A 23,776-nucleotide genomic window follows, 5' to 3' on the forward strand; every position below is an offset into this window, starting at 1 on the left:
AACCTATATTTATCTTGTGAAATTTTAAGGAGTGATTATTTGAAGTTCAATCGAATAAGTGTAATTGTTGCAGCTGTGATGGTCATGGCACTGGTGGCGGGATGCTCCGCTTCCAGCGGAAACAGTAAGAAAAAAGTGACGCTTGCCTACGTGGCCTGGGATTCGGAGATCGCGAGCACCTATGTTGTAAAAGAAGTGCTCGAGCAAAAGCTAAACTACGAGGTCGAGCTCATGCAAGTAGACGCTGGCCCGATGTGGGCTGGCATTTCCGATGGCAGCGCGGATGCGATGGTGGCCGCGTGGCTGCCAACGACGCATGCTTCCTACGTGACTAAATATAACGGTCAATACGAAGACCTCGGACCAAACCTAGAAGGTACAAAAATCGGCCTGGTCGTGCCTCAGTATATGGACATTAACAGCATAGATGAACTAACGGATGTCGTTGGCGATACGGTGGATCATACCATTATCGGCATTGAACCCGGTGCTGGCATAATGATGTCGACCGAGAAAGTACTCGATGAATATAAGCTTCGTGATAAATGGACGCTGCTCGAAAGCTCCTCTGCCGCGATGACGCAGCAGCTAGAGAAGGCCTATGCCAATAAAGAGCCAATTGTCGTCACGGGCTGGACGCCCCACTGGATGTTTGCCAAGATGGATCTGAAATATTTGGAGGATCCAAAAAACGTTTATGGCGGAGACGAGCAAATTCACACCATTGCCCGTAAAGGCCTAAAAGAGGATCAACCGGAGGCTTTCACCTTCCTGGATCAGTTTAACTGGACAGCGGATGAAATGGCTGCTGTGATGATTCAAATTCAAGAAGGCGAAACGCCTGAGGCGGCTGCCAAAGCATGGGTAGAGAAAAATGCCGAAAAGGTTGACGCTTGGATAAAGAAATAACAAGAATTGCAAAAAAGCAGAGCGGCATCCGCTCTGCTTTTTTTCTGTTTTATTAGGTTTTCAAAAACTTCTGGTTATTAATCTAAGCAAAATGGCTGCAAACCAAGCGGCAGCGGCGCCGGGCGCTCGCAGGTGCTCTTCATAACATAATGCACGCCTTGCTCGGATGCGTCATGGAAGCCATGCATTGCCTCAAGCACATGATAGGCAAGCTCGCCATTTGCGCGGTGCTTGCGGCCGGTCTGAATCGCCTTCGCCATATCGGCAGCGCCCACTCCGCGCGCGTTTTCCGTGTAGCCGTAAGCGAGCGGAATGTCCGACCATTCATTTGAGCCTGCGCGGGTAAGCTTGATTTGGCCGTTGAAATTGTTCGGATCCGGTACGAGCAGCGTGCCCGTGCTTCCGTAAACCTCGATGCGAGGAAGCGTAGAGCCTCCTTTTACATCAAAGCTTGTAAGCAGCGTGCCAATAGGGCCTGATGCAAAATCAATAACTCCCGCAATGTGAGTCGGTACCTCAACCTTAACCTGCTGTCCGAATTTCGGCTTGCTCGTAATGGTTCTCTCCGGATAGGAGATCCGTGCAGAACCGGTAACCCGAGTAATAGGCCCAAGCATCGCAACAAGTGCCGTTAAATAATAAGGTCCCATGTCAAACATCGGGCCGCCGCCCTTTTGATAATAAAATTCAGGGGCAGGGTGCCAGGATTCATGACCGCCTCCCACCATGAACGCGGTAGCGCCGATTGGTGTGCCGATCCAGCCATCTTCAATCAGCTTGATACTCGTCTGAATGCCGCCGCCTAGGAACGTATCCGGCGCGCTGCCCACATAAAGCCCTTTTCTCTCAGCAAGCTGTAGCACTTCCTGCGCTTCCTCGCGTGTTACGGCAAACGGTTTCTCAACGTATACATGCTTGCCTGCTTCAAGCGCCCGCAAACAAACGGAAGCATGGGCTTGAGGTATGGTCAAATTGATAATCATTTGAATTTCCGGATCAGCGAGCAGCTCGTCTACGGAGCAGCCGCGAACGCCAAACTCCTCGCCCCGCGCTTTTGCACGCTCCACATCTAAATCTGCGCAAGCCACAACCTGAAGCGCATCGAAGCGATTCCCATTTTCAAAATAAATACCGCTGATATTGCCTGTTCCAATAATCCCTGCTTTAATTTTCTCCATTATCGTCCGTCCCTCGTCCCATATCCTAGTTTATGATGACCATTGATTACAGCTGATTATCTGCCATACCGCTGTACGCCGCCGCCGTCGTACCCGCTTCCAGCGCTTTTGCCTTGCCTTCTGCACACCAGAGGAAGCCGCGGCGCATAAGCTCCTTCACCGTAGGAATATCAATGATATTCGCCTGATGGCCCAGTGAGTTGTAATAAACACGGCCTACGCCCCAGCGCTTCGTCCATGCGACCGGCATATCGACTGCCTTGTTAAGCGAGTGCGGTCCGGAAGTAAGCGGGAACCGTGTCGTTGCCAACACTTCAACCGCAGGGTCCACATGCAAATAATACTGCTCGGAGCTTACAACAAAATCATCGATGCCTTCCGTAAGCGGGCTTGATGAATTATTAATATTTACCGTATATTCCACGCCGTCATTGCCCGGATGCGCCACCCATTGGCCGCCGGTCATAAATTGCCAATCTACGTTTTCACGGAACGCATCGCACATGCCGCCATGGCAGCCTGCCAAGCCTACGCCGCTTTGTACAGCTGCAGAAACGTTATCCACCAGCTTCTGTTCAATGCGAGCCATTGTCCAGACCGGTACAATCAGGTCGAGCCCCAGCAGCTTCTCTGCATCTGCGAAAGCTTCCAGCGTATCCGATACTTCTACCTCGAAGTCTTCGGCTGCGAGCACCTCGCGAAAAATTTCAGCGACCTCCTTCGGTTGATGACCATCCCAGCCGCCCCAAACGATTAATGCTTTTTTCATTGAGCTCTCCCTGCCTCTCCTATGCTACAAACCTTAAGATATATTCTTACGATAATTCGCTAATGGCAACCCAGCGGCGCTCCGCAATCGAACGGTCTACCGCCTCCAGCACCTCTTGGCATTTCACGCCGTCTACAAAGTTCGGCACCGGCTGGCGATTCTCGGCAAAGGCCTGCATTAGCTCATGAACTTCATGCGTAAACGTATGCTCGTAGCCAATCGTATGGCCTGCAGGCCACCAAGCATCCATGTATGCATGCGAAGGATCAGTCGCCAGCACGCGGCGGAAGCCCTGAACATCCTCGGCGTCGTCCGTAAAATAAACCTGAAGCTCATTCATTCGCTCAAAATCAAACTTGATGCTTCCTTTGCTGCCGTTTATTTCAAAGGCGTTCGTACAGCGGTGGCCTGCCGCAAAGCGAGTTGCCTCAAAGCTGCCTAGCGCGCCATTTGCGAAGCGAGTCATGAAAATAGTCGCGTCATCAACGGTAACCTCGCCTTTTGGTCCGCCTTCGCTGCCTTTGGCGCTGAGGCCCGTCATAGCGGAAGCAATCGGCCGCTCTTTAATAAACGTTTCACTCATCCCAATAACCTCTTCAAACTCGCCTACAAGGAAGCGAGCCATATCGATGAGATGCGCGCCTAAGTCTCCATGGGAGCCTGAGCCCGCGATCTCTTTCTGAAGCCGCCAAACGAGCGGGAAGCTTGGATCGATAATCCAATCCTGCAGAAACACGGCGCGGAAATGATAAATTTCGCCAATCCGGCCATCGGCAACAAGCTTTTTGGCAAGCTGGACAGCAGGCGCAAACCGGTAGTTAAAGCCGACCATGTGCTTTACGCCAGCCTTCTCGGCTGCTTCCAGCATTTCACGGGAATCCTCCAGCGTCAGTGCCAGCGGCTTCTCGCAAAAGATATGCTTGCCAGCTTCTGCCGCAGCAAGCGCTATCGCCTTATGCGCATCACTCGGCGCGTTGATATCTATCAGATCGATGTCATCGCGTTTAACCAGCGCCTTCCAATCCGTCTCCGAGCTCTGCCAACCGAACTGTGCTCTTGCTTGCTCGAGCCCCTCCGGGTCACGTCCGCAAATGGCCGTCATTTCCGGTTTAACCGAATCCGGGAAAAACATCGGAAGCGCGCGGTAAGCATTACTGTGTGCTTTACCCATAAACTTGTAGCCAACCATGCCAACTCTTACTTTATCCATAATAAAACCGCCTCTCTTAAGCGTAAACGGCCACCGCATCTATAAGCGCCACTGTCCGTTTCGCGATGGAAATAGGATGGAGCATAGGGACTTCTATTTTCATGCTGCTCTTAAATGCCTGAAGTTTCTCTAATGACTAAGCTTACCGGCAGCAAATCCCGCAAAGATTCCTCAGTTTCTTTAGGCTGCTCCTGATCGAGCAGTCTCGCGGCGGCCAGCCTGCCCATCTCGTAAAATGGAACAGCTACAGTAGACAGCTGCGGGCTAATGATACGCGAGCCGTCTGAATCATCGTAGCCAACCAGCGAATAATGCTGCTTTGCCTCAAGCCCCCGCTCCCGCAGCCCTTGCATCAGGCCGATCGCCATACGGTCATTTGCTGCGAATACCGCATCCACCACGCCTGCGTTAATTTGTACCGCCAGCCGTTCAGCAAGCTCATACCCGCTCTTACGGCTGTAGTTGCCTACATAAACCAGCTGCGGATCAAACGTTATTCCAGCATCCTTAAGTGCAGTCCTATAACCCTCAAGCCTGTCTGTACTATTTGAATATTGCATCGGACCATTGATGAATGCGATTCTGCGGCGGTCCTGCTCAAGCAAATGCCGGACGGCATCCTTGCTGCCGGATACATGATCTGCGTCAACGGTCGTGTAAGCCGCCTCATCATACCGCTGATTCACAAGACAGAAAGGAAAGCCGCCCTCTTTAAGCTCCGCCAAAGCGGTCCGCTCTTCCGGTACATCTTGCGATCCGAGGACAATGCAGGCGTCAATCTTCTGTGTTCGAAAAAGCTTCGCGTAATCCCGCGCACCGTCCGGCTCTCTGAAAATAAGCAGCAGATCGTATCCGCAGCGCTTCGCCGTTTCACCGATTCCGCTTAAGATTTCGGAGAAATAGTAGGTGGAGAATAAGTGAACTTTGGGCACGAATGGCAAAATGACACCGATATTGCCGCTTCTTCGCCTAGCGAATTGCTGCGCAAGCGCATTCGGTACATAGCCCAGCTCTGCAGCAGCCTGCAATACTCGCTCACGCGTTTCCTCTTTCATTGGACCAACGTTGTTCAACACCCTTGACACGGTTGCCTCTGAGACACCAGCCAGCTTCGCTACTTCTTTCCTGCTAATGATCAATTGCCTCCTGAATAAAGCTTTTGTGCTGCATAAATAATTTCAATGTACACGCGTACATTATGGCATGAAAACGTTTCATCGTCAATCATCTTATCGATTCAATTTTTTCATGTCGAATGATGACAACAAAAAAAACGATTTAACCTGCTGAGCTCCGCAGGCCAAATCGTTTTTATAATCAAGCTTTACCTCGCTGATTCCCTACTTCTTGGCGATTTCATTGATCCAATCAAACACAGCTGCTAATGCATTTGCTTCCTGGCTCATGTTCATACTTTCGATATACGACGCTCGGTTATTGTGCAAGCGCTCTACGCTTTCCGCCAGTGTACTCGCTGTCAGGTTCTCTTCATAAAGAATATCGGCGTAGCCAGATTTCTCGAAGGACTGCGCGTTTAAGATTTGATCTCCGCGGCTCTGCTCCTTCGTAAGCGGAATAAGCAGCATCGGCTTCTTCAACGACAAAAACTCGAAGATCGAATTGGATCCTGCACGCGAAATGACAAGATCGGTCATCGCCAGCACATCTGGCAATTGCTCGTTTACGTACTCGAACTGCTTATAACCAGGCATCACAATTGAAGGATCTACTTGATTTTTGCCGCATAAATGTACGATTTGGAATTGCTTCGTTAGTCTCGTCAGAGTCTGCCTTACTGTCTGGTTGATTTTTCGCGCGCCGAGGCTCCCGCCCATAATCAGAATAACCGGCTTGCTTCTCGTAAACCCGGTGAACGCTCTGCCGCGGTCCGCATTACCCTGCTTCACTTCCTCGCGAATGACTGCCCCTACATGCCGGCTTTTATCAGCCTTCAGCATGCCTCCCGTTTCGGGAAAGGTCGTGCATACGCCGGTTGAAAACGGAATCGAAATCCGGTTAGCGAGCCCTGGCGTTAAATCCGATTCGTGGATGAGTAGAGGCACTTTGTTCAACCATGCTCCAAGGACAACGGGCACGGATACGAAGCCGCCTTTGGAGAAAACCACGTTAGGTTTATTACGCTTAATAAGACGATAAGCCTGAAAAAGCCCCTTCACTACCTTGAATGGATCCTTAATGTTTTGAATATCGATGTACCTTCTCAGCTTCCCTGTCGAAATCGGAAAATATTTGACCTGCGGAATCGTTGCAATAAGCTGCCTTTCAATTCCGCTCTCCGAACCGATATATTGGACAGACCAGCCCTCTTCCAAAAACCGTGGGATCAAGGCCAAATTTACGGTAACGTGTCCGGCTGAGCCTCCTCCGGTGAACATGATTGTTTTCATGAATGACTAGCCACCTATCGTTTTTTATCCATTTATTATACGGGTAAACCTGTTTTTTAGCACTGAAAATCATGCCGCCCGAACGCAAAAGCAAAAGCATCCCCAGCCGCCTGCGCTGCTGCGAGGGTGGCCGGGGATGCTATCAGCTTGCTTATATCCGTGCGCTTAAGGCGCGGTTTCCAGAAACTTGGACGTTGGATTTTTGTCTATTGCCGTACGCATCGCATATTCATTCTCAAACAAGACGACATAGTTGCCTTTCTTGTCCTTCACAAGCGTCGTATTAATACGGAATTTACCTGGATCGATATTGTCATCGACGATCCAGCGCGCAAATTGGAACTGCATCCGATGCAGCTGGATATCCACGCCGTACTCCGCTTTCATCCGGTGCTCGAATACCTCGAACTGCAAATGACCGACTACGCCGAGAATCGTTTCGTCGAAGTTGCCCGTGGAATGAAACACCTGAATGGTGCCCTCCTCCGTCAGTTGGTCGATGCCCTTCTGGTACTGCTTATGCTTAAGCGCGTTTTTAACCGTTACTTTCGCGAAAATTTCCGGTGAGAACGTCGGAAGCTCATCGAACACGACTTCGCCGCCCTGCGATAAGGAATCACCGATTCGGAAAATGCCCGGATCAAACAATCCAATAATGTCGCCAGGATAAGCCGTATCGACAATATCGCGGTCCTGCGCTAGAAATTGCTGCGGCTGAGCCAGCTTAATATCTTTTCCGTTGCGCACATGACGAACGCTCATGCCTCTTTCGAATTTGCCGGAACAAATCCGAAGGAAAGCGATACGGTCGCGATGCGCTGGGTTCATATTCGCTTGAATCTTGAACACATAACCGGTGAACTTCTCATTTGTCGGTTCAACCTGCCCTGTCGTACTGTTACGCGGTGTTGGCTTAGGCGCCAACTGCAGGAAGTTCTCCAGAAACGTTTGAACACCGAAATTGTTAACAGCGCTTCCGAAGAATAGAGGTGTCAGCTCGCCGGCTTGCACTTTCTCGAAATCAAATTGATCGCCCGCAACATCAAGCAGCTCTAGATCACCGATCAGTTGATCGGTCAAATAATCGCCTGCCATCTCGCGGATAATCGGATCGTTATAGTCGCTTACAGGACGAACTTCAATCGTGGAGTGGTCATTTCCTTGGAACAGCTCAACCTGTGTTTTCATACGGTCATAAACGCCGCATAGCTCGCGTCCCATACCGATTGGCCAGTTCATAGGCACTGCGCGTATTCCAAGAACCCGCTCCAGCTCCTCCATGAGTTCAAACGGACTTTGACCTTCACGGTCCAGCTTATTGATAAAAGTAAAAATCGGAATGCCGCGTTTGCGGCAAACCTGGAACAGCTTGATCGTCTGTGCTTCCACACCTTTGGCAACGTCAATAAGCATGACGGCGCTATCGGCTGCAGTTAGCGTACGATAAGTGTCTTCACTGAAATCTTGGTGACCAGGTGTATCGAGAATGTTGACGCGGTGTCCCAAATAATCGAACTGCATGACGCTGGACGTTACCGAAATCCCCCGCTGCTTCTCGATTTCCATCCAGTCGGATGTGGCGTGACGGCTCGCTTTGCGCGCCTTAACTGACCCTGCAAGCCGAATGGCTCCTCCGAATAGGAGGAGCTTCTCAGTCAGGGTTGTTTTCCCTGCATCAGGGTGAGAAATAATCGCGAACGTACGGCGCTTTTCTACTTCCTGTTTAATTTCTTGGCTTAACGTTTGGCTCATGCTTGCCTTCCCTTCATTACGTAAGGTGATCTCAGCGATTATTTACCGCTGTTCGATACCCAAATGACGTTATCTTCCTCTTGGCCGTTAACCGGCCACCAATGGAAGCCATCTTCTCCAAGCAGCTGATTAGCTGCTTCCGGACCCCAGGATCCAGCAGGATAAAGCTTCAAATCACTTTTCTCTTCACGCCAAGCTTGTGCAATGCGGTCAACGAACGCCCATGCCTGGGAAACCTCGTCCCAACGCGTGAAGTAAGTAGAATCGCCGCGTGCTGCATCATGAATAAGGCGCTCGTAAGCTTCAGGCGTATTCAAGCCAATCTGACAGCTTTGGCAGAACTCCATTGCTACCGGCTGAACGGAATTGTTCTCGCCCGGCGTTTTTGCATTTACTTTAATATATATGCCCTCAAGCGGATTTACGCGAATGACGAGCAGGTTAGGAGCCAGATCGTGACGCTGCGCGAACAAGACGTTCTGCGGCATCGATTTAAATTCAATTACGACCTCAGTCGTTTTTACCGGTAGACGTTTGCCTGTTCGAATATAGAAAGGTACGCCCGCCCAGCGGAAGTTATCGACGAAAACTTTTGCGGCAAAGTAGGTTTCCGTCGTAGAATCTTCACCAACCGAATCCTCTTGGCGGTAGCCGGGAAGCACCTTGCCGTGATGGCTGCCTTCACTGTATTGCGCGCGAACCACATTCGAGCGAACCTCGTCGCTAGAGGAGTAGTTGCGAAGCGAACGAAGCACCTTAACCTTCTCGTCACGAATGTCCTCGCCGTGCAAACGGCTTGGCGGCTCCATTGCAATCATCGTCAGCATTTGCAGCATATGGTTTTGACCCATATCGCGCAAAGCGCCCGATTTATCATAATAGCCTCCGCGATCCTCTACGCCAACCGTTTCGGACAGCGTAATTTGAACATTCGCAATATGGTTATTATTCCACAATGGCTCAAAAAATGCGTTGGCAAAACGAATAACTTGAATGTTTTGTACCATTTCTTTACCAAGATAATGATCGATCCGGTAAATTTCTTCTTCTTTGAACACTTGGTTGATTTGCTCGTTCAGCTTCTGGGCTGACGGCAGATCGTAGCCGAATGGCTTCTCGATTACGACGCGATGCCAGCCGTTTGACTCCAACAAGCCGCCGTCGCGAAGATTGAAGGATACCGGTCCGAACAGGGACGGTGCAAGAGCCAAATAAAATAAACGGTTGCCTGGGATATCGAACTTGGCATCCAATTGCTCCGATAACTTGCTAAGCTCGCGGAAGCCTTCCACATCGTTAATATCAAGCGACATGTATACGAAATGCTCTGCAAAACGATTCCAAAGCTCGGCATCGTCCGCTTTGTAACGACAAAATTCAACGATCGATTCATACAGGTCAGCACGGAATTGCTCATTCGTCCGCGGACGTCTAGCTAGACCAACAACGGCAAAGTTTTCCGAAAGCTTGCCTTCTTTATATAAACTGAAAAGGGCTGGAAATAGCTTACGCCGAGCCAAATCGCCCGTTGCTCCGAACAGGTAATACACTGCGCCCTCAGCGGAGACGGATTCAAGGTTATTAGTATATGTCATTTGCCTCATTCTTTCCCTATGTATTTTTATACGGTTCACATGATATGTAGTTTAGCATATCCAACTACAATTCGCTATTCAACTGTTCATAAAAAATACTGATAAGATACGTTACTTATTCTAATCAGAACAGGTATTTTCAGGGGTTTTCTCCATTGAAAACGCTGTATTCTCCTGTAATGACAGGTATTCCGATCGTCAATGCGGTATTTTCACTATTTGTCTCTTTGTGTAATGCTACTTGTAAATTTGCAGATCTACCGTTTTCGACAGCAATCGCCATGTGCAGCATGCGTGTATAAAACGTTTCGCTAATCGTTCCTGCATCCTCATATCGATCCACAGATTTCGCGTCCGTTAGCCGTTTCAAATGCTGCAGGGTCTGATTTTGCTTGGTATACCCTTGAACCTTCATGCTGCTGGTAAAGGCCGGGGAGATTTGAGCAAGATTAGCGGAAATATCCGCTGTCGCATCCATAAGTGTGTTTTTTTCAATCAGCGGCGAAAGCGTAGTATCCAACAAAATCATGAGCTGTTCGCTTTGGTCGTCACCCTGTACAAGATTTATAGATAGGCTTCCTCCGTACTTGGTAATCATGCCTGATACGGTTTTCCCTTCATTTTGTACAACCTTGCCGATTGCCTTGCCCTCCGCCTCTGTGAAGAACTGCTGTACCAGCCCATTCATTGTACCCGCCTTGCCCGTTACGTTCCATCTGATTGCCCAGTCCCCCACCTCTGATCCTCCTTTAAGCTCATCATCGCTCCATGTCCACAGCGCTTGTAAATCATGCTGCAGCTGCTGCTCTGCAGTGGTAGTCTCACGCGGCGCCCGATCAGCCTGCCACATCGCCCATACTGCGCATACCGAAATCACTAACAGAGCAAGAAGAATTCCCGCCTTCGTTCGTTTCGCGCGCTGCTTTGCCGACATACGGTGGCGGACTGGCATTGTCTTATTCGGAATGTACATGATTTTCGCTCCTGTCCTTACGGAATGGGTAAACATCCATACACGTTTGCCTGTAGGTGAATACACTGGTTGCAGGAATGATAAATGGAGGTGTCATCAGCGAATGGAACCTATTTTTCCATTACATGAGGAAGTCGTTAGCCGTTATTGCGGGTATCCTGTGTGTGTCGTTATGAATGACGGTTCACGCCATATAGGCATACTTAGCTCCTGCGGCGGGGGTAAAGTGCTGCTGAACGCAGATGCGGGCGGTATAGAAGCAAATGTGACGCAAGTGCAGACGACGGTTTCAAAAAAGAAAAAAGGCGTTAAAGGTAAAACAGAGCTGCAGCATAAATCTGCTGCGCCGCAAGCGCAAACGCAGGCCTACCCTTATGATCCTTATTATTACGGACCGCAGCCGTACTATCCTTGGGGTGCGGCGCTGGCACTTGATTTTGCGCTTATCGCTTTTCTGTTCTTATTACTGTAAACGGCAAAGCGGCGGACTCTGCGGAGCGGAGCAGCGCCGCTTTTCCTAAAAATAGGTTGTGCCAATGACAGGTTTCGCCAGCCTTCTCGGGCATGGCATCGTATGCTATCGCTGTATTCCTCATTCAAATTAGAAAGGAGAATGCTTATCAGCTCTTATATCCGTTCCATTCGGAGCATCGAACGAACAAATGCTTATGTCCCTGTACAAGCTGTTTCTCCTTATGCCTATTATCCTTATCGTGATGGAGAGCCTCAGCAGGCTCCTGACCATGAACATGATTGGAACCGTATCTATCATCAAGCAGCTAGCAGTGCAGCGTCCTGGCTGCAAATGACGCGCGATGGCCAAAATCGTTTGGATCAGCTAATAAGCAAGCTCGGCATTGAATTGAACAATGATCTGCCTATAACTGAGAGCCTGCATAGTCTAACGAACCTGCTCAATCAGCTGGAAACCCATTATAAGCAGCGGGCCGACAATCTAATCCCCGAGCTCTGGTCGAGCATTGAGCTTGCCCTGCGCCATCCTGCCGCCATAGAGCTGGGCTTGTCCCGCAGCGCCAGCAGCGGGCAATGGACCCTGAATGATGCCGTATCCGAAGAAACAGCTTCCGCTGCGCCAAGCCCGGAACGGATGAAACGGCATTTGCTAGGCACCAGCGGTTTGCTGAATGACCTGAAAGTGGCTTTAGCCTTCACTGAGCAGCAAAAACCAGTCCAGCTGCTTCAGTCCCGCTTTACGTCGACTCTTCCTTACGGAGCTTATTTCAACGCCATTCAAACCTACTCGCCGATACCCTATGCCGGCTTAATCATTAATCAGTACATATAACCTTTAGCAATCCACATAAAAAAACGCCCTCTATCCTGTATGACTTGCAGGACAGAGGGCTCTATCCTTCTAACGATAGATGATTCTAAGACTCTGAGAGTTATTCAATTATGTTTGAAGCAGGTGTTATGAGTTATATTCGCTTTCCGCGCCGCTATATCCTGCCATTAAAGTTTATTTTTTCCTAATTAAAAATCAATTCCGTAATTAAGGAATTACGATAACTTCGATTACAGCGCCAGCTTCGGCGCCTTTGGGACCGGACGGAATAACAGCCAACCCTTCAGCCTCCGCAATAGAGGCCATCATGCTTGATTTGGAGAAGGCAAGCGGGTCAGCATGCAAACTTCCATCTGAATCGCTGATCAAGCGAGAACGAACGAAACGATCATGCGGGCTTGGCTTGTCTACGGCTGTTAGCAGCTTTGCCGTTACCTTTCGCGGCAGTGCCTCCATAACGCCTTGAATACGAAGCAGAGCTGGCCGAACGAATAATTCAAAACCGACAAAGCACGCTCCCGGATTGCCTGACAAAGCAAACAGAAGCTTCCCGCCAATCACCGCTGCGGACGTCGGGCTTCCCGGCCTCATCGCGACGCGGTCAAAGAGGACCTCCGTAGCCGCCCGATTATAAGAGGCCGTTGAGTCCCCACCGTCCCCACCTTCCGTCAAGACGTCCGTTGTATTACTATTCCGTTCCATCGTCTGGAAGCTGCTGCCGTTCTTTATCGCACGAAAGAGGTCAGCCATCACATCATAATCCCCCACCGACACACCGCCGGTTGTCACAATCAAGTCGGCAGTATTCCATGCGCTCGCAAGCGCCGCTTCAACCGCTTCAGGCTCGTCCGGAAGCGAGCCGAGCACAATCGGCTCCGCGCCGCTCTGCTCGATCATTGCCGCGACCATACAGCTGTTGCTGTCGCGGATCCGGCCCGGCGCGAGCGCCGCCGCAACCGGCAGCAATTCGCTGCCGGTTGCGAACACCGCTACGCGCGGGCGCTTCTGCACGGCTACCTCGGCATAGCCGAAGGTGCCTAGCAGCGCCACATGGCCCGGCCGCACAAGCGTGCCGGGCACAGCCAAAGCGCCCCCAAGGCGAAACTCCTCGCCTTGGGGCGCTATATGCTGGCCTGCGGCGCCGGCATGCTTGATCAGCACCGCCGGAGCGCCTCCATCCAGCAGAGCTTCCGCGGTCTGCTCTAGCATCACGACCGCGTCAGCCCCTTCAGGCACAGCCGCGCCGGTCATAATGCGCACGGCAGTGCCCTTCTGCACGGCCGCGAGGGCGAGTCCGCCCGCCGCAACCGCGTCAACAACGCGCAGCATCGCCGGGTGCTCCGGCGTCGCTGCCGCGATATCAGCCGCGCGCACGGCGTAGCCGTCGAGGCCCGAGCGCGCGAAGGGCGGCCAATCGCAGGTCGCAACTATCGTTTGCGCCAGCCTCCGGCCGCCTGCGGCCCGCAGCGGCACGAACTCGCTGCCGAGGTCCAGCCCATCGGCCGCAGCCAGCGTGCGCCGCTGCGCCTCTTCTACCTTCACAGCGCGCCGATTAAATCGGCTCTCCTTCTCCCTCTCACCCGCTCCGTTGCCTCCAACCTTTTTCATCACCATCACCCGCTCCTATAGCCGCTGACTGAACATAACCAGCAGCTTATTCAGCATTCATTTTACAATGTATGTTAAACTATTGGCAATTACGGTCATTATGCCCTCATGAAGGAGAACGCCATGCCAATCATAGTTCAGATCGTCGGATACAAAAACACCGGCAAAACCACATTGGTTTGCCGGCTGACAGAGCGTTATAAACAAGCAGGATATAAGGTCGGGACAATTAAGCGCGATGCGCATGATTTTCAAATTGATACGTCCGGAACCGATACTTGGAAGCATCAAGAGGCCGGAGCAGATATAACGGCTATCACTTCCTCCGAACGCACTGCGGTTATGATGCGCCATAACGTTCCGCTAGATCAGTTGATTGCTCAAATGTCTGAAGTGGATGTTATCCTTATCGAAGGCTTCAAAGAAGCCGCTTATCCCAAAATCATTATGGTTCGGTCAGCGCAGGATTTGGAGCTGCTGCACACACTGCAAAACCCGCTTGCGGCCGCCGTCTGGCCTGAGGCCATGCTTACATCGTCAGCCGGCATAGCTCTAACTGCAATTGATGTCAATCAAATCGATCAGCTTTTCCAAAAGTTGCAATCGTTATCGCTCGCTACTTAAGGCTTTTATTATTCCGCAATTCCTTGTTTAAGCGCATAAATAGCTGCCTGCGTACGGTCATCCACATCAAGTTTATTAAAAATATTCGTAATATGGAATTTCACGGTTTTTACGCCGATGAACAGCTCGTCGGCGATTTCCTGATTCGATCTTCCCTGTGCTACCCGCTTCAGTACATCCATTTCGCGGTCCGTTAGTTCATCATGCAGCGGAGCTTGCTCCAGCTGCTTCGGCTGCCGGAAGCGGTTCATCATCTTCGCGGCCACTTGGGATTCCAACACGGACTGTCCGCGTGCTGCGGCACGTATCGCATCCGCAATTTCCGTCGCCCGCGATGTTTTCAGTAAATAGCTGAACGCTCCTGCTTCTATGACAGGATACAGCTTGCTGTCATCCAAGTAACTCGTCAATACGATGACTTTGCAATCTGGGTAAAGCTCAAGCAGCTTTGCTGTGGTCTCCACGCCATCCATACCGTCCATCACCAAATCCATTAGAACAACATCTGGTCTGTACGCCTGTGCTAATCGAATGCCGTCCATCCCGTTGCTCGCTTCACCCACAACCTCGATGCCGTCCTCTGTGTCCAGCACCGCCGCAAGTCCGATCCGCACCATTTCGTGATCATCGACGAGCAGAACCTTTATTGGTTGACTCAATTGCTCCATTGCCTCCACACCTCACACCGCCTCTTATTAAAAAGTTAAGCTCTGGTATCCGTTACTCTTATTCCTAAATCTCTCACTGCACGTCAGCAGGAATCCAAATTTGAATGACCGTCCCCTCGCCAGGCTTCGATAGCATTTTCAACGAGCCTCCGAGCTCAAGAACCCGCTCTTCCATCGTGAGCAGTCCGTAGGAGGTTTGCTTCTTCGCCTCTAGATCAAAACCCACACCGCTGTCCTGCAGGCTCATATGCACTTGATTGCCAGAACGGATAAGCTTGATAGTCATACTATCCGCTTTGGAATGCCTGAGCGTATTAGACAAAGCCTCCTGAGCGATGCGGAACAGATGATCCTCTGCATTTGGTAAGAGTACGATCGTATCGTCTACCTCGAGCGTTATCGTCATTGGTACTTTTTGCTTCAGCTCATCCACCAGCACGGTAAGCGCCTGTCCCAGATTTTTTCCGTCCAAGTGGACAGGCCGAAGATGAAGCAGCAGCGCGCGCATCTCTGATTGCGCAACGGCAGCCATTTCTTCAATAAGCTGTACCTGACGCTTCGCCCGCTCCCAGTCCCGATCAATCGTGCGGCTGACAGCAGTCGCCGTCATGGAAATGGCAAATAACTGCTGGCTAACCGCATCATGAAGCTCGCGTGCGAGCCGCTGACGCTCCTCGATCACAGCCGTAAATTTAACTTTCTCCGTCCAATTGGGATCGACCTGCTCTTGCTCAGAAATTTCGTTGTCTGTCTTCTCGCCGTTGCTGAGCGTGACACTAAATCGACGCTTCACTTGCTGCTCGGTCAGCCGCTTCAGCGATTCCTTCAGTCTAGAGTTTTGCAAATAGCCGTTCAAAGCAGCCGCTGCAAGTCCCGCCCCGACAATAGTCAAACCGATGACCGCCCATTTTCCCTGAAGCGTGAACATCTCAACGTAACCGATCCCCTGCAGTACGATAACCACCAAGCTGATGATAATCAGCAGCCAAAGAACCGTTTCCGTTGCATTGCGTCTGCGGGCCGCATGATTCGGCTGGTCCCTTTTATTGCCTTGCTCCATACGGCTCACTTCCTTCTAAGTACTATTTTAACCTTTATCTTATTCTTATGTAATATAAATTCATACGAAATGCCTATATTTTTGTGAGCTGCGCCAGACGCATGAAAGAGCAGACCGTTACACGGTCCGCTTCTTCCAACGCTTGAAGTTCTATTCTTCAGTCGGGGCTTTCGTTAATGAAGTTGTAGGATTAAGCTTGTTTTTCAGTGCTTGCAGCTGCTCATCAACCTTGATTTGCTTCTCTGCATCGGCTGCATTAAAGTTGTTCGTCGTGCCGCTGTAAGAGTAAGGAGTACGAAGAACATCCGCTTCGGCTTCCAGCTGCATAATTTTCTCTTCCATACGGTAGAAGCCGCGTGATGCTGAGCCGCTGTCGATCGTATGGTTGGCTGTAAGCTGAGCCATTTGTTTTTGCGCTTTTGCTACTTGTGCACGGGAAGCCAGTTCATTACGCTTGTTGCGCAGCTGGTAAAACTCTTCCTTCATCGTGTGCAATTGCTGCATCAATTCCTCTGCCTGCGACTTCGACTGCGCATGCAGCTCTACATATTCCGTTACCTTCTGGTCAAAATACAGCTTCTCTTCCAGCAGCTTGCGTGCAAGCTCCTCTTGACCGGCTCTCAAAGCAGCTTCTGCTTTCGATTCGCGGTCAGCCGTGCTGCGCACCGTCTCTTCAAGGCGCTGCTTCATACGGCGTTCATTCGCCATTTGCTTCGCTACCGTAACCTCTGCTTGATGGATTTCAGACTCCATGTCACGCAGGTATTGGTTCAACATAATAATCGGGTCTTCAATTTTGTCCAACGCCTCATTTACCGATGCCTTTGTCATATCCTTCATGCGTTTGAAAATTCCCATATTAAAAATCTCCCTTCTCGTATTTAGCAATTTTGGCTTTCAATTCTTCAATTTCGCGACGCAGTGCTTTCTTCTCCAAATCATCCATCATGCTGTCAAACTGCGTTGATGTTGGCTGCTGAGCCGTTGGGCCTTGCGTATTCCAAGAGCCTGGCGCTTGTGGCGGGTTTTTGTAAGGACCGCCAAAAGGCGTATTAGGTTGATGTCCGTATCCAGGATTATAGCCTCCGCCATAACCGTTACCGTAACCATTTGGGCCGAAATTAGAATAGATCGGCGGTTCCTTCGGTACAACTAAACCAGCAATAATATAAATCAGAATAACGGCGCCGCTTGTGAAAATCGTAACGACTATTAGTAAAATCCGCAGCAGCGTCGCATCAACGTTTAACATTTCCGCTAATCCGCCGCATAGACCGAATAGCTTCTTGTCGCGTGAGGATCGATACAGTTTTCTCAAGACGACCATCCTTCTTTCTCAAGCTTGCGCTTCAGCTGCTCAAGCTCTCTTTCTATAACGGATTGTACGGTGTTGCCCGCTTCCGTTACGAATTCTTGCCCCATTCTGCGGATATCGCGCAAGCTCTTCGCTTCGTGCTCCATGCCGCTAATCCGATCCTCAAGCCTTCTGAACACGGCGCCTGATTGTATGCCCTGCTCACCAAAGCCATTCGCGTAACGGCTGTTCATGCGCTGCTGCAATCTCAGCGATTCCATGCGAGCCGCGTAATATTCACGCTTGTCGTAAACGGATTGATATTCGCTGCGCATTTCGCGAAGCTGCTCTTCTAGATCCAGCGTATTTTGGCGGCTTTGCTCGAACAGCTCACGATATTGGATCGATCGCTCCTCACAGCTCGCCTTCTCATGCAATGCGATTCTTGCCAGCTGCTCTTCGCCTGCTTTCAGAGCCGTCAACGCTTGATTCTCACGGCGTTCCTTCTGCTCCTCTGCTTGCAGCCACTGTGCTTTCAGATGGTTGCTGTGTCCGGCATATTGCTGGTACAGCTTCTCCGCTTGTATAATATCTTCTCTCGTAGACCAGAGGAATTGATCGATCATCCGAACCGGATCCTCTGACTTCTCGAGCCGTTCATTTAATGTGGCAACCGTAATATCCCGTACTCGCTTCATAATGCTCATTCCATGTCCTCCTTAACGTTTTGCGGTGCAAAACCAATTTCAACTTTCCAGATCTCTATATTCATTCGCAGCGATTAGTAGGCTCTGCGTTTGTCTTTCTTGATAAGGCTCACGCCGGCTACGATCAATCCGATTGCCAGCAGCAGAAGGATGACGCCGCCAAGCTTGCTTAGAACCATCATGCCGCCGATTACGATAAGTATGCCGCCTATCCATTTCTTGCTGTTCATCCATCCGACAACACCGAGTCCGATTAATATGAAGGGCAGCAAGAATCCGAATATAGCACCAAAATGAACACCTACAAAATTAAGTACCGCGATACTGCCGACGATGACAAGCAGTACACCCAAAGCGCTTTTTCCATTCATCTCCACTTTCAACTCCTTTCGACAATTAAATTTATTCATTTTTGTTTTTTTGCCTTGCGTGTGTTGCTCTTGCTTATGTACTTAGTTTAGATCAATTATCCCTTTTATAAAACGGACTTTCGGCGGTTTTCGCACTGGACTTAGGTCGAGTCACCTGCCCGCCTTCAGGGGCAAAAGCGGTCTTTATCCATAAATTACAGCTTAAACTGCTTAAACCTGTGTGTTACGTTATTACAATCACAGGAGGTGTAAACGCTACCAATGAAAAACTTATCCATTAAGAAACTCATTGCAGCAGGCTTTTTATCTATCGCTCTATTAAGTACAGGAGTCGTACCGTTACCCACAAATCCAAATCAGCACGCGTATGCGGCTTCAACATCAGTTGAAAAAGTGATCTCTATGGGAATGAAATACTTAGGAACACCTTATGAGTTCGGCTCCAATCGGAGCACGATTAGAACATTTGATTGCTCTGATTTTACAAAGCACATATTTAAGGCAGCAAAGGGGATCACTCTGCCATCTACTTCGGCCTCACAGGCTGCTTATGTAAAGAAGAAATCTCCCATAAAAAGAAACTGGAAAAACCTAAAGCGCGGCGATCTCATGTTCTTCATGTCCTATCGCGGCAGCAGCGCTTCCAATTACTCGGGCATTACGAAATCGAGGCAATCTGTTACCCATGTGGGCGTTTACTTAGGCAACGGCAAAATGCTTCACACCTATTCGAAAGCTAGCGGCGGCGTTCGGATCGACAGCATTGACAACAAGCATTGGGAGTATCGTTTCATTTTCGGTGGAAGCGCTCTCTAGCTAGGTTAGTCGTAACCAAAAAGCCGGCAGAGCGATTATCGCTTTGCCGGCACTGCTTTCGTACAACACCTATTTATTAGACAAGCGTAAACGGTTGCAGCCGTCCTTTGGCGGCAATAGCTCGTTTCGCGGAGATATATAAGCACGTTTATAAGTGAAAACTTATAAATTCTTATATATTAAAAAATGATTAAATTGCGTTTGCTTCTCGGCGATGATCTTCTCGATGCCCGCCGCTTTCAAGCTATCCCTGTACTCGGGCAATACTTTATCCACGTCGACAGACCCGGTTTCCAGCGCGGTTTGATACTGCCTATTGACATTAACGACGGCTGCTATTTCCGCTTTGACCTTATCACCGTCGAATACGAAGCCAAGACCAGGAGAGATCTTTGCGTCTTGATTAAATTCTCTAAATACATTCCACTTCTCGGGATTTTCGCTATCCCATACATAGTTTAAAAACTGATTTCCGAACATCCAATTGGAGCCTGGGTTATAATCCTTTGTGAACTCGGTCGGTTTGATCACAAGTGCATTCACCTTAACATAATGCTTGCCTTCAATGCCGTAATTAAGCAAATTGTTCAGGTAAGGGTCCGTATGGAGCATATTAATAAACATCATCGCGCGCGCTGGATCCTGCGAGGTTGAGGAAATAGCCAGCATGGAGCCTGCCGTTTCTGATGTCGCGATCGTTTTTACATTTAACGGCAGCTGCGCCAGCTTGCCGATAAGCCCCGTTTGAATCGCCAGCTCCTCGTCCTTGCCAGGCTTCAATGCGGACGTAATGGAAAACACATCCCCAGATCTCAGCGCATCGTTATTCATCGTCTGATTTGTAGCGGCATCCTTGTTAATGTACCCTTTTTGAAAAAATTGCCGCGTTATCCGCAGCGTATCTACATACCGATCAACCTCATACGCCGGCAAGATTTCCGTACTTTCTCCATCCTTAAGTATGATTCCCGGAATCGAGGTATCGCCAAGTGCATCAAAATTGCCGATATAATGGGCATTAAACGTTTCTCCCAGCTTCATATATAGAGGTGTCATACCTGGTTTTTTGGTCAGGATAGTCTGGTACACCTCGTCCAAGTCTTCAATCGACTTTACCTTTGTCATGTCAATGCCGAGCTCTTCCGCAATATCTGAACGGTAGACGATGCCGCCTTGCGCAGCCAATTCCTTGTTCGTCGGAACCGCATAATTTTCCCCGTCTATCTTAGCTCCTGCAAGAAAAATGGGGTCAAGCGATTGCAGAATGCCTTGACCGTACTGCTCAAGCAGATCATCCAGCTCTAAGAAGGCGCCCTTCGACACATTTACCGCATGCTTGTTCCACTGTGCTGTAAAAAGAATATCGATCTTCTCGCGCGAAGCGACCATCAGGTTTATTTTGTCATCCCAAGGTCCCCAATCAATGGGCATGAGATCGATTTTCGCATTTATTTTGGTCAATAAGTATTCATTCATTGCCGCTTCGATCTCTTCCTCATCCTTCTGCGGAAATCCCGTGTATACGAATCTTAACGTATAGTTTTTCAATTGATGATCATTACTTTCTCCGGCTCCACCCGCATTTGGTGAAGCGCTTTCATTCTTAGTTCCAGATGTCGGGCTATTGTCGCTGTTCTTTACCGGGCTATTCGTGCCGTTATGATTAGAGCAAGCGCTTATCAGAAATAAGCAAGCTAGCAAGAGCATCCTTGCACGAATCAACCGGCGCGTCGTTCGGGTCATTATCGAATTGCCCCCTCGTGCGATGATGAATTGCATTTGTTATGCTTAATTGTAAGGAATACACAAAAAATTGCAAGCACAAGTGTAAACGGCAGTCGACATCCTCTGTAACAACTTACATATAGAAAAACCCGCACCTTTTAAAGGCGCGGGTTTTTAAATTTTTAAGATAGCTATTTACTTATTTGCTTGCCAGAAATGCATCGAATTGTTTTTGCTTCTCTGCAACAACCTTGTCTACACCTGCATCCTTCAGCTTCTTCTCGTATTCAGCCAACGTTTTATCTACGTCTACTGAACCCGTTTCGAGCGCTCTTTGGTATTGCCTTATTACGTTAGCTAGTGCGCCAACCTCTGCTTTTACCGGCTCGCTGTCGAATACGAAGCCAAGTCCCGGTGATACCTTAGCGTTTTGGTTGAATTCTTTGAACTTTGCCCATTTGTCCGGATCCTCTGTATCCCAAACGTAGTTAAGGAACTGGTTGCCGAACATCCATGAGGAACCTGGATTGTAATTAGCTGTGTTGCCGGTTGCCGTAATGATTTCGCCATTTTTCGTGTAATGGTCGCCTTCAATGCCGAAATTCAGAAGGTTGTTAATTTCTTTATCCGTATGCAGGAGGTTGATCAGCATCATAGCACGCGCTGGATCCTTTGAGGTGAAGGAAATACCAAGCATGGATCCTGCTGTTTCTGATGTAGCAACCGTTTTTTCATTCATCATGATTTGAGCAAGCTTGCCTGGGAGGCCGGATGCACTTGCTACCTCTGCGTCCTTACCTGGCTTCAATGCTTCCAGCGTCGAGAATACGGTTCCTGCTTTCCATGCATCGGCAGAGGATACCTGGGTCGTAGCTGCATCCGCATTAATGTACCCTTTTTTGAAGAAATCGCGAGTAATGTTCAGCAATTCCTTGTACCGGTCGATTTGCTCGATCGGCATAGCCTTCGTATCATCTTTATCCTTTAGAATGGCGCCTGGAATCGTCGAATCTCCCAAGAAATCATAGTTCGCGAAGAAATGGGAGTTAAATGCACCTGCTGTCGTATAAAGCGGTGTCAGATCCGGTCTTTTTGCTTTTACTGCAGCGTAGACGGCATCTAGATCCTGTGGAGTCTTCACATTTGTCATATCAATGCCAAGTTCATCTGTTACATCTTTACGGTATACGATTCCTCCAGCAGCCGCGAGCTCTTTATTCGTTGGTATGCCGTAGTTTTTACCGTTGATTTTCGAGCCTTCAATAAAGGCTGGGTCAAGTGAGTCCGTAATGCCTTTTCCATACTCACCGAGAAGATCTCCCAGCTCAAGGAACGCTCCTTTTGCTACGTATTTCGCATGTCCGTTCCATTGCGCGGTGAAAACAATATCAACTTCTTCTTGGGAAGCAACCATTAGGTTAATTTTGTCATCCCAAGCGCCCCAATCAATCGGTCTCAGATCGATTGTTGCATTGATTTTTTCAGTAAGCAGCTTATTCAATGCCTCTTCTATTTTTTTCTCATCTGTCTGCGGTGTACCTGGATACACTAGTGATATTTGATACGGCTTTAATTCCGTTGCGGGCGCTTCTTCCTCCGTTGTTGCCGGTTTGTCTGTTTCGGCTGCGGGTTCCTTCGTTGGCTCGGCATTGTTTTTAACATTGTTGCCTGAGCATCCTGACACAATTAGTACGATGGTCATCATCAATAGAAGAAGCATAGATGTTTTTTGTTTAACTTGCTTCATAGCGGGTGGACCTCCCTCAAAAATTAGGTTATATGCTAAACCGGAATGACCGGCTACAGCCAAACGTTAGCGGCAAAATTGTGATTAACCTTTTACGGCGCCCACAGTCAGCCCTTTTACAAAATACTTTTGAAAGAAGGGGTAAGCGAATATGATCGGTCCGATTCCAACGACGACCATTGCCATGCGTACCGTCTCGCTCGGAAATTTGAATGTGCCGCCTGCCGCTGTGATTGCCGCTGCAGCCGTGCTGTTGTTCGCAAGAAACTGGATGTTCAGCATCGTTTTATACATCAAATACTGGACGGTAATATTGCCATCCTTCGTAATGAACACGAGACTAAGAAACCAATCATTCCAATACGTCAATGTCTGGAAAAGCGCGACTGTCGCTAGTACCGGAAGCGACAATGGCAGCACGATTTTCGCAAATATCGTAAGCTCCCCCGCCCCATCAATCTTCGCAGACTCCAGTACTGCAGCAGGGATCGTCGTCTGGAAGAACGTCCGAATAATCAAGACGAAGAAAGCAGCGACGAGAAGCGGCATAATAAGCGCCATTAGCGTATCCTTCAGTTCGAGCGTCTGAACATAAACCAAATACCAAGGCACAAGGCCGCCAGAGAACAGCATGGTGAAGAAAACAAAGAAGGTAAAAAATTTCGCGTGGGGAAAATCGGTTCTCGATATCGGGTAGGCGTATAAGGCCATGATGACTAAGCTCAGCGTCGTACCTACAATGGTTACAAAGATCGAAATGGTATATGAGCGGATAATTTGGGTCGCATCCTTGAACAAAAATTGATATGCGCCCAAATCAATCTTCGAAGGAATGAACTGATAGCCGTCACGCACGACAGCCGCCTCGTCGGTAATCGATACCATGACGATCAGTACGAGCGGGATGATGCATAATAAAGAATAAATAATGAAGAAAACATTGATGCCTAGAGAAGCCGGGATGGACAATTGGTTTTTGGGATTCGACCCGGATGCTATAACCTCGGTTGCTTCCATAGGTTCACCTCCATAAGATTTTCATAGAAAAGCAAGATT

23 protein-coding genes are annotated in these 23,776 nt (G+C 49.3%); 5 read left to right on the plus strand and 18 right to left on the minus strand.

Features of this window, described 5'->3' with window-relative positions:
- The first annotated feature begins 39 nt into the window (after nt 1–39).
- A complete protein-coding gene (locus AC1DLI_RS04375) occupies nt 40–909 on the plus strand; it encodes a glycine betaine ABC transporter substrate-binding protein (RefSeq protein WP_477600002.1) in 870 nt (289 codons plus the stop codon).
- Between the two features lie 77 nt (nt 910–986).
- Here the strand turns inward: AC1DLI_RS04375 and AC1DLI_RS04380 are convergent, their stop codons facing one another.
- The 8 genes from AC1DLI_RS04380 to AC1DLI_RS04415 form a co-directional block, all read right to left on the minus strand.
- Nucleotides 987–2,087 carry a Gfo/Idh/MocA family protein gene (locus AC1DLI_RS04380; RefSeq protein WP_477600004.1) on the minus strand — a complete coding sequence of 367 codons (1,101 nt, stop codon included), beginning with the start codon at nt 2,085–2,087 and terminating at the stop codon, nt 987–989.
- 46 nt (nt 2,088–2,133) lie between these two features.
- Nucleotides 2,134–2,856, minus strand: a complete 723-nt coding sequence (locus AC1DLI_RS04385; protein ID WP_477600006.1) for a ThuA domain-containing protein — start codon at nt 2,854–2,856, stop codon at nt 2,134–2,136.
- A gap of 46 nt (nt 2,857–2,902) precedes the next feature.
- On the minus strand, nt 2,903–4,066 hold the full coding sequence (locus AC1DLI_RS04390; protein WP_477600008.1) for a Gfo/Idh/MocA family protein: 1,164 nt from the start codon (nt 4,064–4,066) through the stop codon (nt 2,903–2,905).
- A gap of 110 nt (nt 4,067–4,176) precedes the next feature.
- Nucleotides 4,177–5,205 carry a LacI family DNA-binding transcriptional regulator gene (locus AC1DLI_RS04395; RefSeq protein WP_477600010.1) on the minus strand — a complete coding sequence of 343 codons (1,029 nt, stop codon included), beginning with the start codon at nt 5,203–5,205 and terminating at the stop codon, nt 4,177–4,179.
- Between the two features lie 201 nt (nt 5,206–5,406).
- The gene (locus tag AC1DLI_RS04400; RefSeq protein ID WP_477600012.1) at nt 5,407–6,474 is read right to left on the minus strand and encodes an undecaprenyldiphospho-muramoylpentapeptide beta-N-acetylglucosaminyltransferase; all 1,068 of its coding nucleotides are present in this window, start codon (nt 6,472–6,474) and stop codon (nt 5,407–5,409) included.
- Between the two features lie 165 nt (nt 6,475–6,639).
- Nucleotides 6,640–8,226 carry a peptide chain release factor 3 gene (locus AC1DLI_RS04405; RefSeq protein WP_477600014.1) on the minus strand — a complete coding sequence of 529 codons (1,587 nt, stop codon included), beginning with the start codon at nt 8,224–8,226 and terminating at the stop codon, nt 6,640–6,642.
- A gap of 38 nt (nt 8,227–8,264) precedes the next feature.
- Nucleotides 8,265–9,821, minus strand: a complete 1,557-nt coding sequence (gene zwf / locus AC1DLI_RS04410; RefSeq protein WP_477600016.1) for a glucose-6-phosphate dehydrogenase — start codon at nt 9,819–9,821, stop codon at nt 8,265–8,267.
- A gap of 139 nt (nt 9,822–9,960) precedes the next feature.
- Complete coding sequence (locus AC1DLI_RS04415) at nt 9,961–10,794, minus strand: YwmB family TATA-box binding protein (protein WP_477600018.1); 834 nt, start codon at nt 10,792–10,794, stop codon at nt 9,961–9,963.
- Nucleotides 10,795–10,897: 103 nt separating this feature from the next.
- Between AC1DLI_RS04415 and AC1DLI_RS04420 the strand changes: the two genes are divergently transcribed.
- Nucleotides 10,898–11,266 carry a hypothetical protein gene (locus AC1DLI_RS04420; protein WP_477600020.1) on the plus strand — a complete coding sequence of 123 codons (369 nt, stop codon included), beginning with the start codon at nt 10,898–10,900 and terminating at the stop codon, nt 11,264–11,266.
- A gap of 141 nt (nt 11,267–11,407) precedes the next feature.
- Nucleotides 11,408–12,100: a hypothetical protein gene (locus AC1DLI_RS04425; protein WP_477600022.1), complete on the plus strand. Its 693-nt coding sequence runs from the start codon at nt 11,408–11,410 to the stop codon at nt 12,098–12,100.
- A gap of 207 nt (nt 12,101–12,307) precedes the next feature.
- Here AC1DLI_RS04425 and AC1DLI_RS04430 read toward each other — a convergent pair whose 3' ends face one another.
- A complete protein-coding gene (locus AC1DLI_RS04430; RefSeq protein ID WP_477600024.1) occupies nt 12,308–13,708 on the minus strand; it encodes a molybdopterin molybdotransferase MoeA in 1,401 nt (466 codons plus the stop codon).
- 123 nt (nt 13,709–13,831) lie between these two features.
- On the opposite strand from AC1DLI_RS04430, the gene mobB reads away from it, so the two are divergent.
- Nucleotides 13,832–14,332 carry a molybdopterin-guanine dinucleotide biosynthesis protein B gene (gene mobB, locus AC1DLI_RS04435; protein ID WP_477600026.1) on the plus strand — a complete coding sequence of 167 codons (501 nt, stop codon included), beginning with the start codon at nt 13,832–13,834 and terminating at the stop codon, nt 14,330–14,332.
- 8 nt (nt 14,333–14,340) lie between these two features.
- Here the strand turns inward: mobB and AC1DLI_RS04440 are convergent, their stop codons facing one another.
- From AC1DLI_RS04440 to AC1DLI_RS04465, 6 genes are all read right to left on the minus strand, one after another.
- Nucleotides 14,341–14,991, minus strand: coding sequence for a response regulator transcription factor (locus AC1DLI_RS04440; RefSeq protein WP_477600028.1), 651 nt, complete (start codon nt 14,989–14,991; stop codon nt 14,341–14,343).
- An 82-nt stretch (nt 14,992–15,073) separates the two neighbouring features.
- Entirely contained in the window at nt 15,074–16,060 is a 987-nt protein-coding gene (locus AC1DLI_RS04445) for a sensor histidine kinase (RefSeq protein ID WP_477600030.1), read from the minus strand.
- Between the two features lie 150 nt (nt 16,061–16,210).
- Nucleotides 16,211–16,918, minus strand: coding sequence for a PspA/IM30 family protein (locus tag AC1DLI_RS04450; protein WP_309000352.1), 708 nt, complete (start codon nt 16,916–16,918; stop codon nt 16,211–16,213).
- A gap of 1 nt (nt 16,919) precedes the next feature.
- The gene (locus tag AC1DLI_RS04455) at nt 16,920–17,387 is read right to left on the minus strand and encodes a PspC domain-containing protein (protein ID WP_477600033.1); all 468 of its coding nucleotides are present in this window, start codon (nt 17,385–17,387) and stop codon (nt 16,920–16,922) included.
- The gene (locus AC1DLI_RS04460; protein WP_309000354.1) at nt 17,375–18,061 is read right to left on the minus strand and encodes a PspA/IM30 family protein; all 687 of its coding nucleotides are present in this window, start codon (nt 18,059–18,061) and stop codon (nt 17,375–17,377) included. Before AC1DLI_RS04460 ends, AC1DLI_RS04455 begins: the two co-directional genes overlap by 13 nt.
- Nucleotides 18,062–18,135: 74 nt before the next feature.
- Nucleotides 18,136–18,432, minus strand: coding sequence for a LiaF transmembrane domain-containing protein (locus AC1DLI_RS04465; protein ID WP_477600035.1), 297 nt, complete (start codon nt 18,430–18,432; stop codon nt 18,136–18,138).
- A gap of 261 nt (nt 18,433–18,693) precedes the next feature.
- On the opposite strand from AC1DLI_RS04465, the gene AC1DLI_RS04470 reads away from it, so the two are divergent.
- On the plus strand, nt 18,694–19,248 hold the full coding sequence (locus AC1DLI_RS04470) for a C40 family peptidase (protein WP_477600037.1): 555 nt from the start codon (nt 18,694–18,696) through the stop codon (nt 19,246–19,248).
- A 162-nt stretch (nt 19,249–19,410) separates the two neighbouring features.
- Here AC1DLI_RS04470 and AC1DLI_RS04475 read toward each other — a convergent pair whose 3' ends face one another.
- The 3 genes from AC1DLI_RS04475 to AC1DLI_RS04485 form a co-directional block, all read right to left on the minus strand.
- On the minus strand, nt 19,411–20,991 hold the full coding sequence (locus AC1DLI_RS04475) for an ABC transporter substrate-binding protein (protein WP_477600039.1): 1,581 nt from the start codon (nt 20,989–20,991) through the stop codon (nt 19,411–19,413).
- Between the two features lie 181 nt (nt 20,992–21,172).
- Nucleotides 21,173–22,720, minus strand: coding sequence for an ABC transporter substrate-binding protein (locus tag AC1DLI_RS04480; RefSeq protein ID WP_477600040.1), 1,548 nt, complete (start codon nt 22,718–22,720; stop codon nt 21,173–21,175).
- An 84-nt stretch (nt 22,721–22,804) separates the two neighbouring features.
- Nucleotides 22,805–23,737 carry a carbohydrate ABC transporter permease gene (locus AC1DLI_RS04485; RefSeq protein WP_477600042.1) on the minus strand — a complete coding sequence of 311 codons (933 nt, stop codon included), beginning with the start codon at nt 23,735–23,737 and terminating at the stop codon, nt 22,805–22,807.
- Nucleotides 23,738–23,776 lie beyond the last annotated feature (39 nt).

It is taken from the genome of Paenibacillus sp. 01T443 (assembly GCF_056398325.1).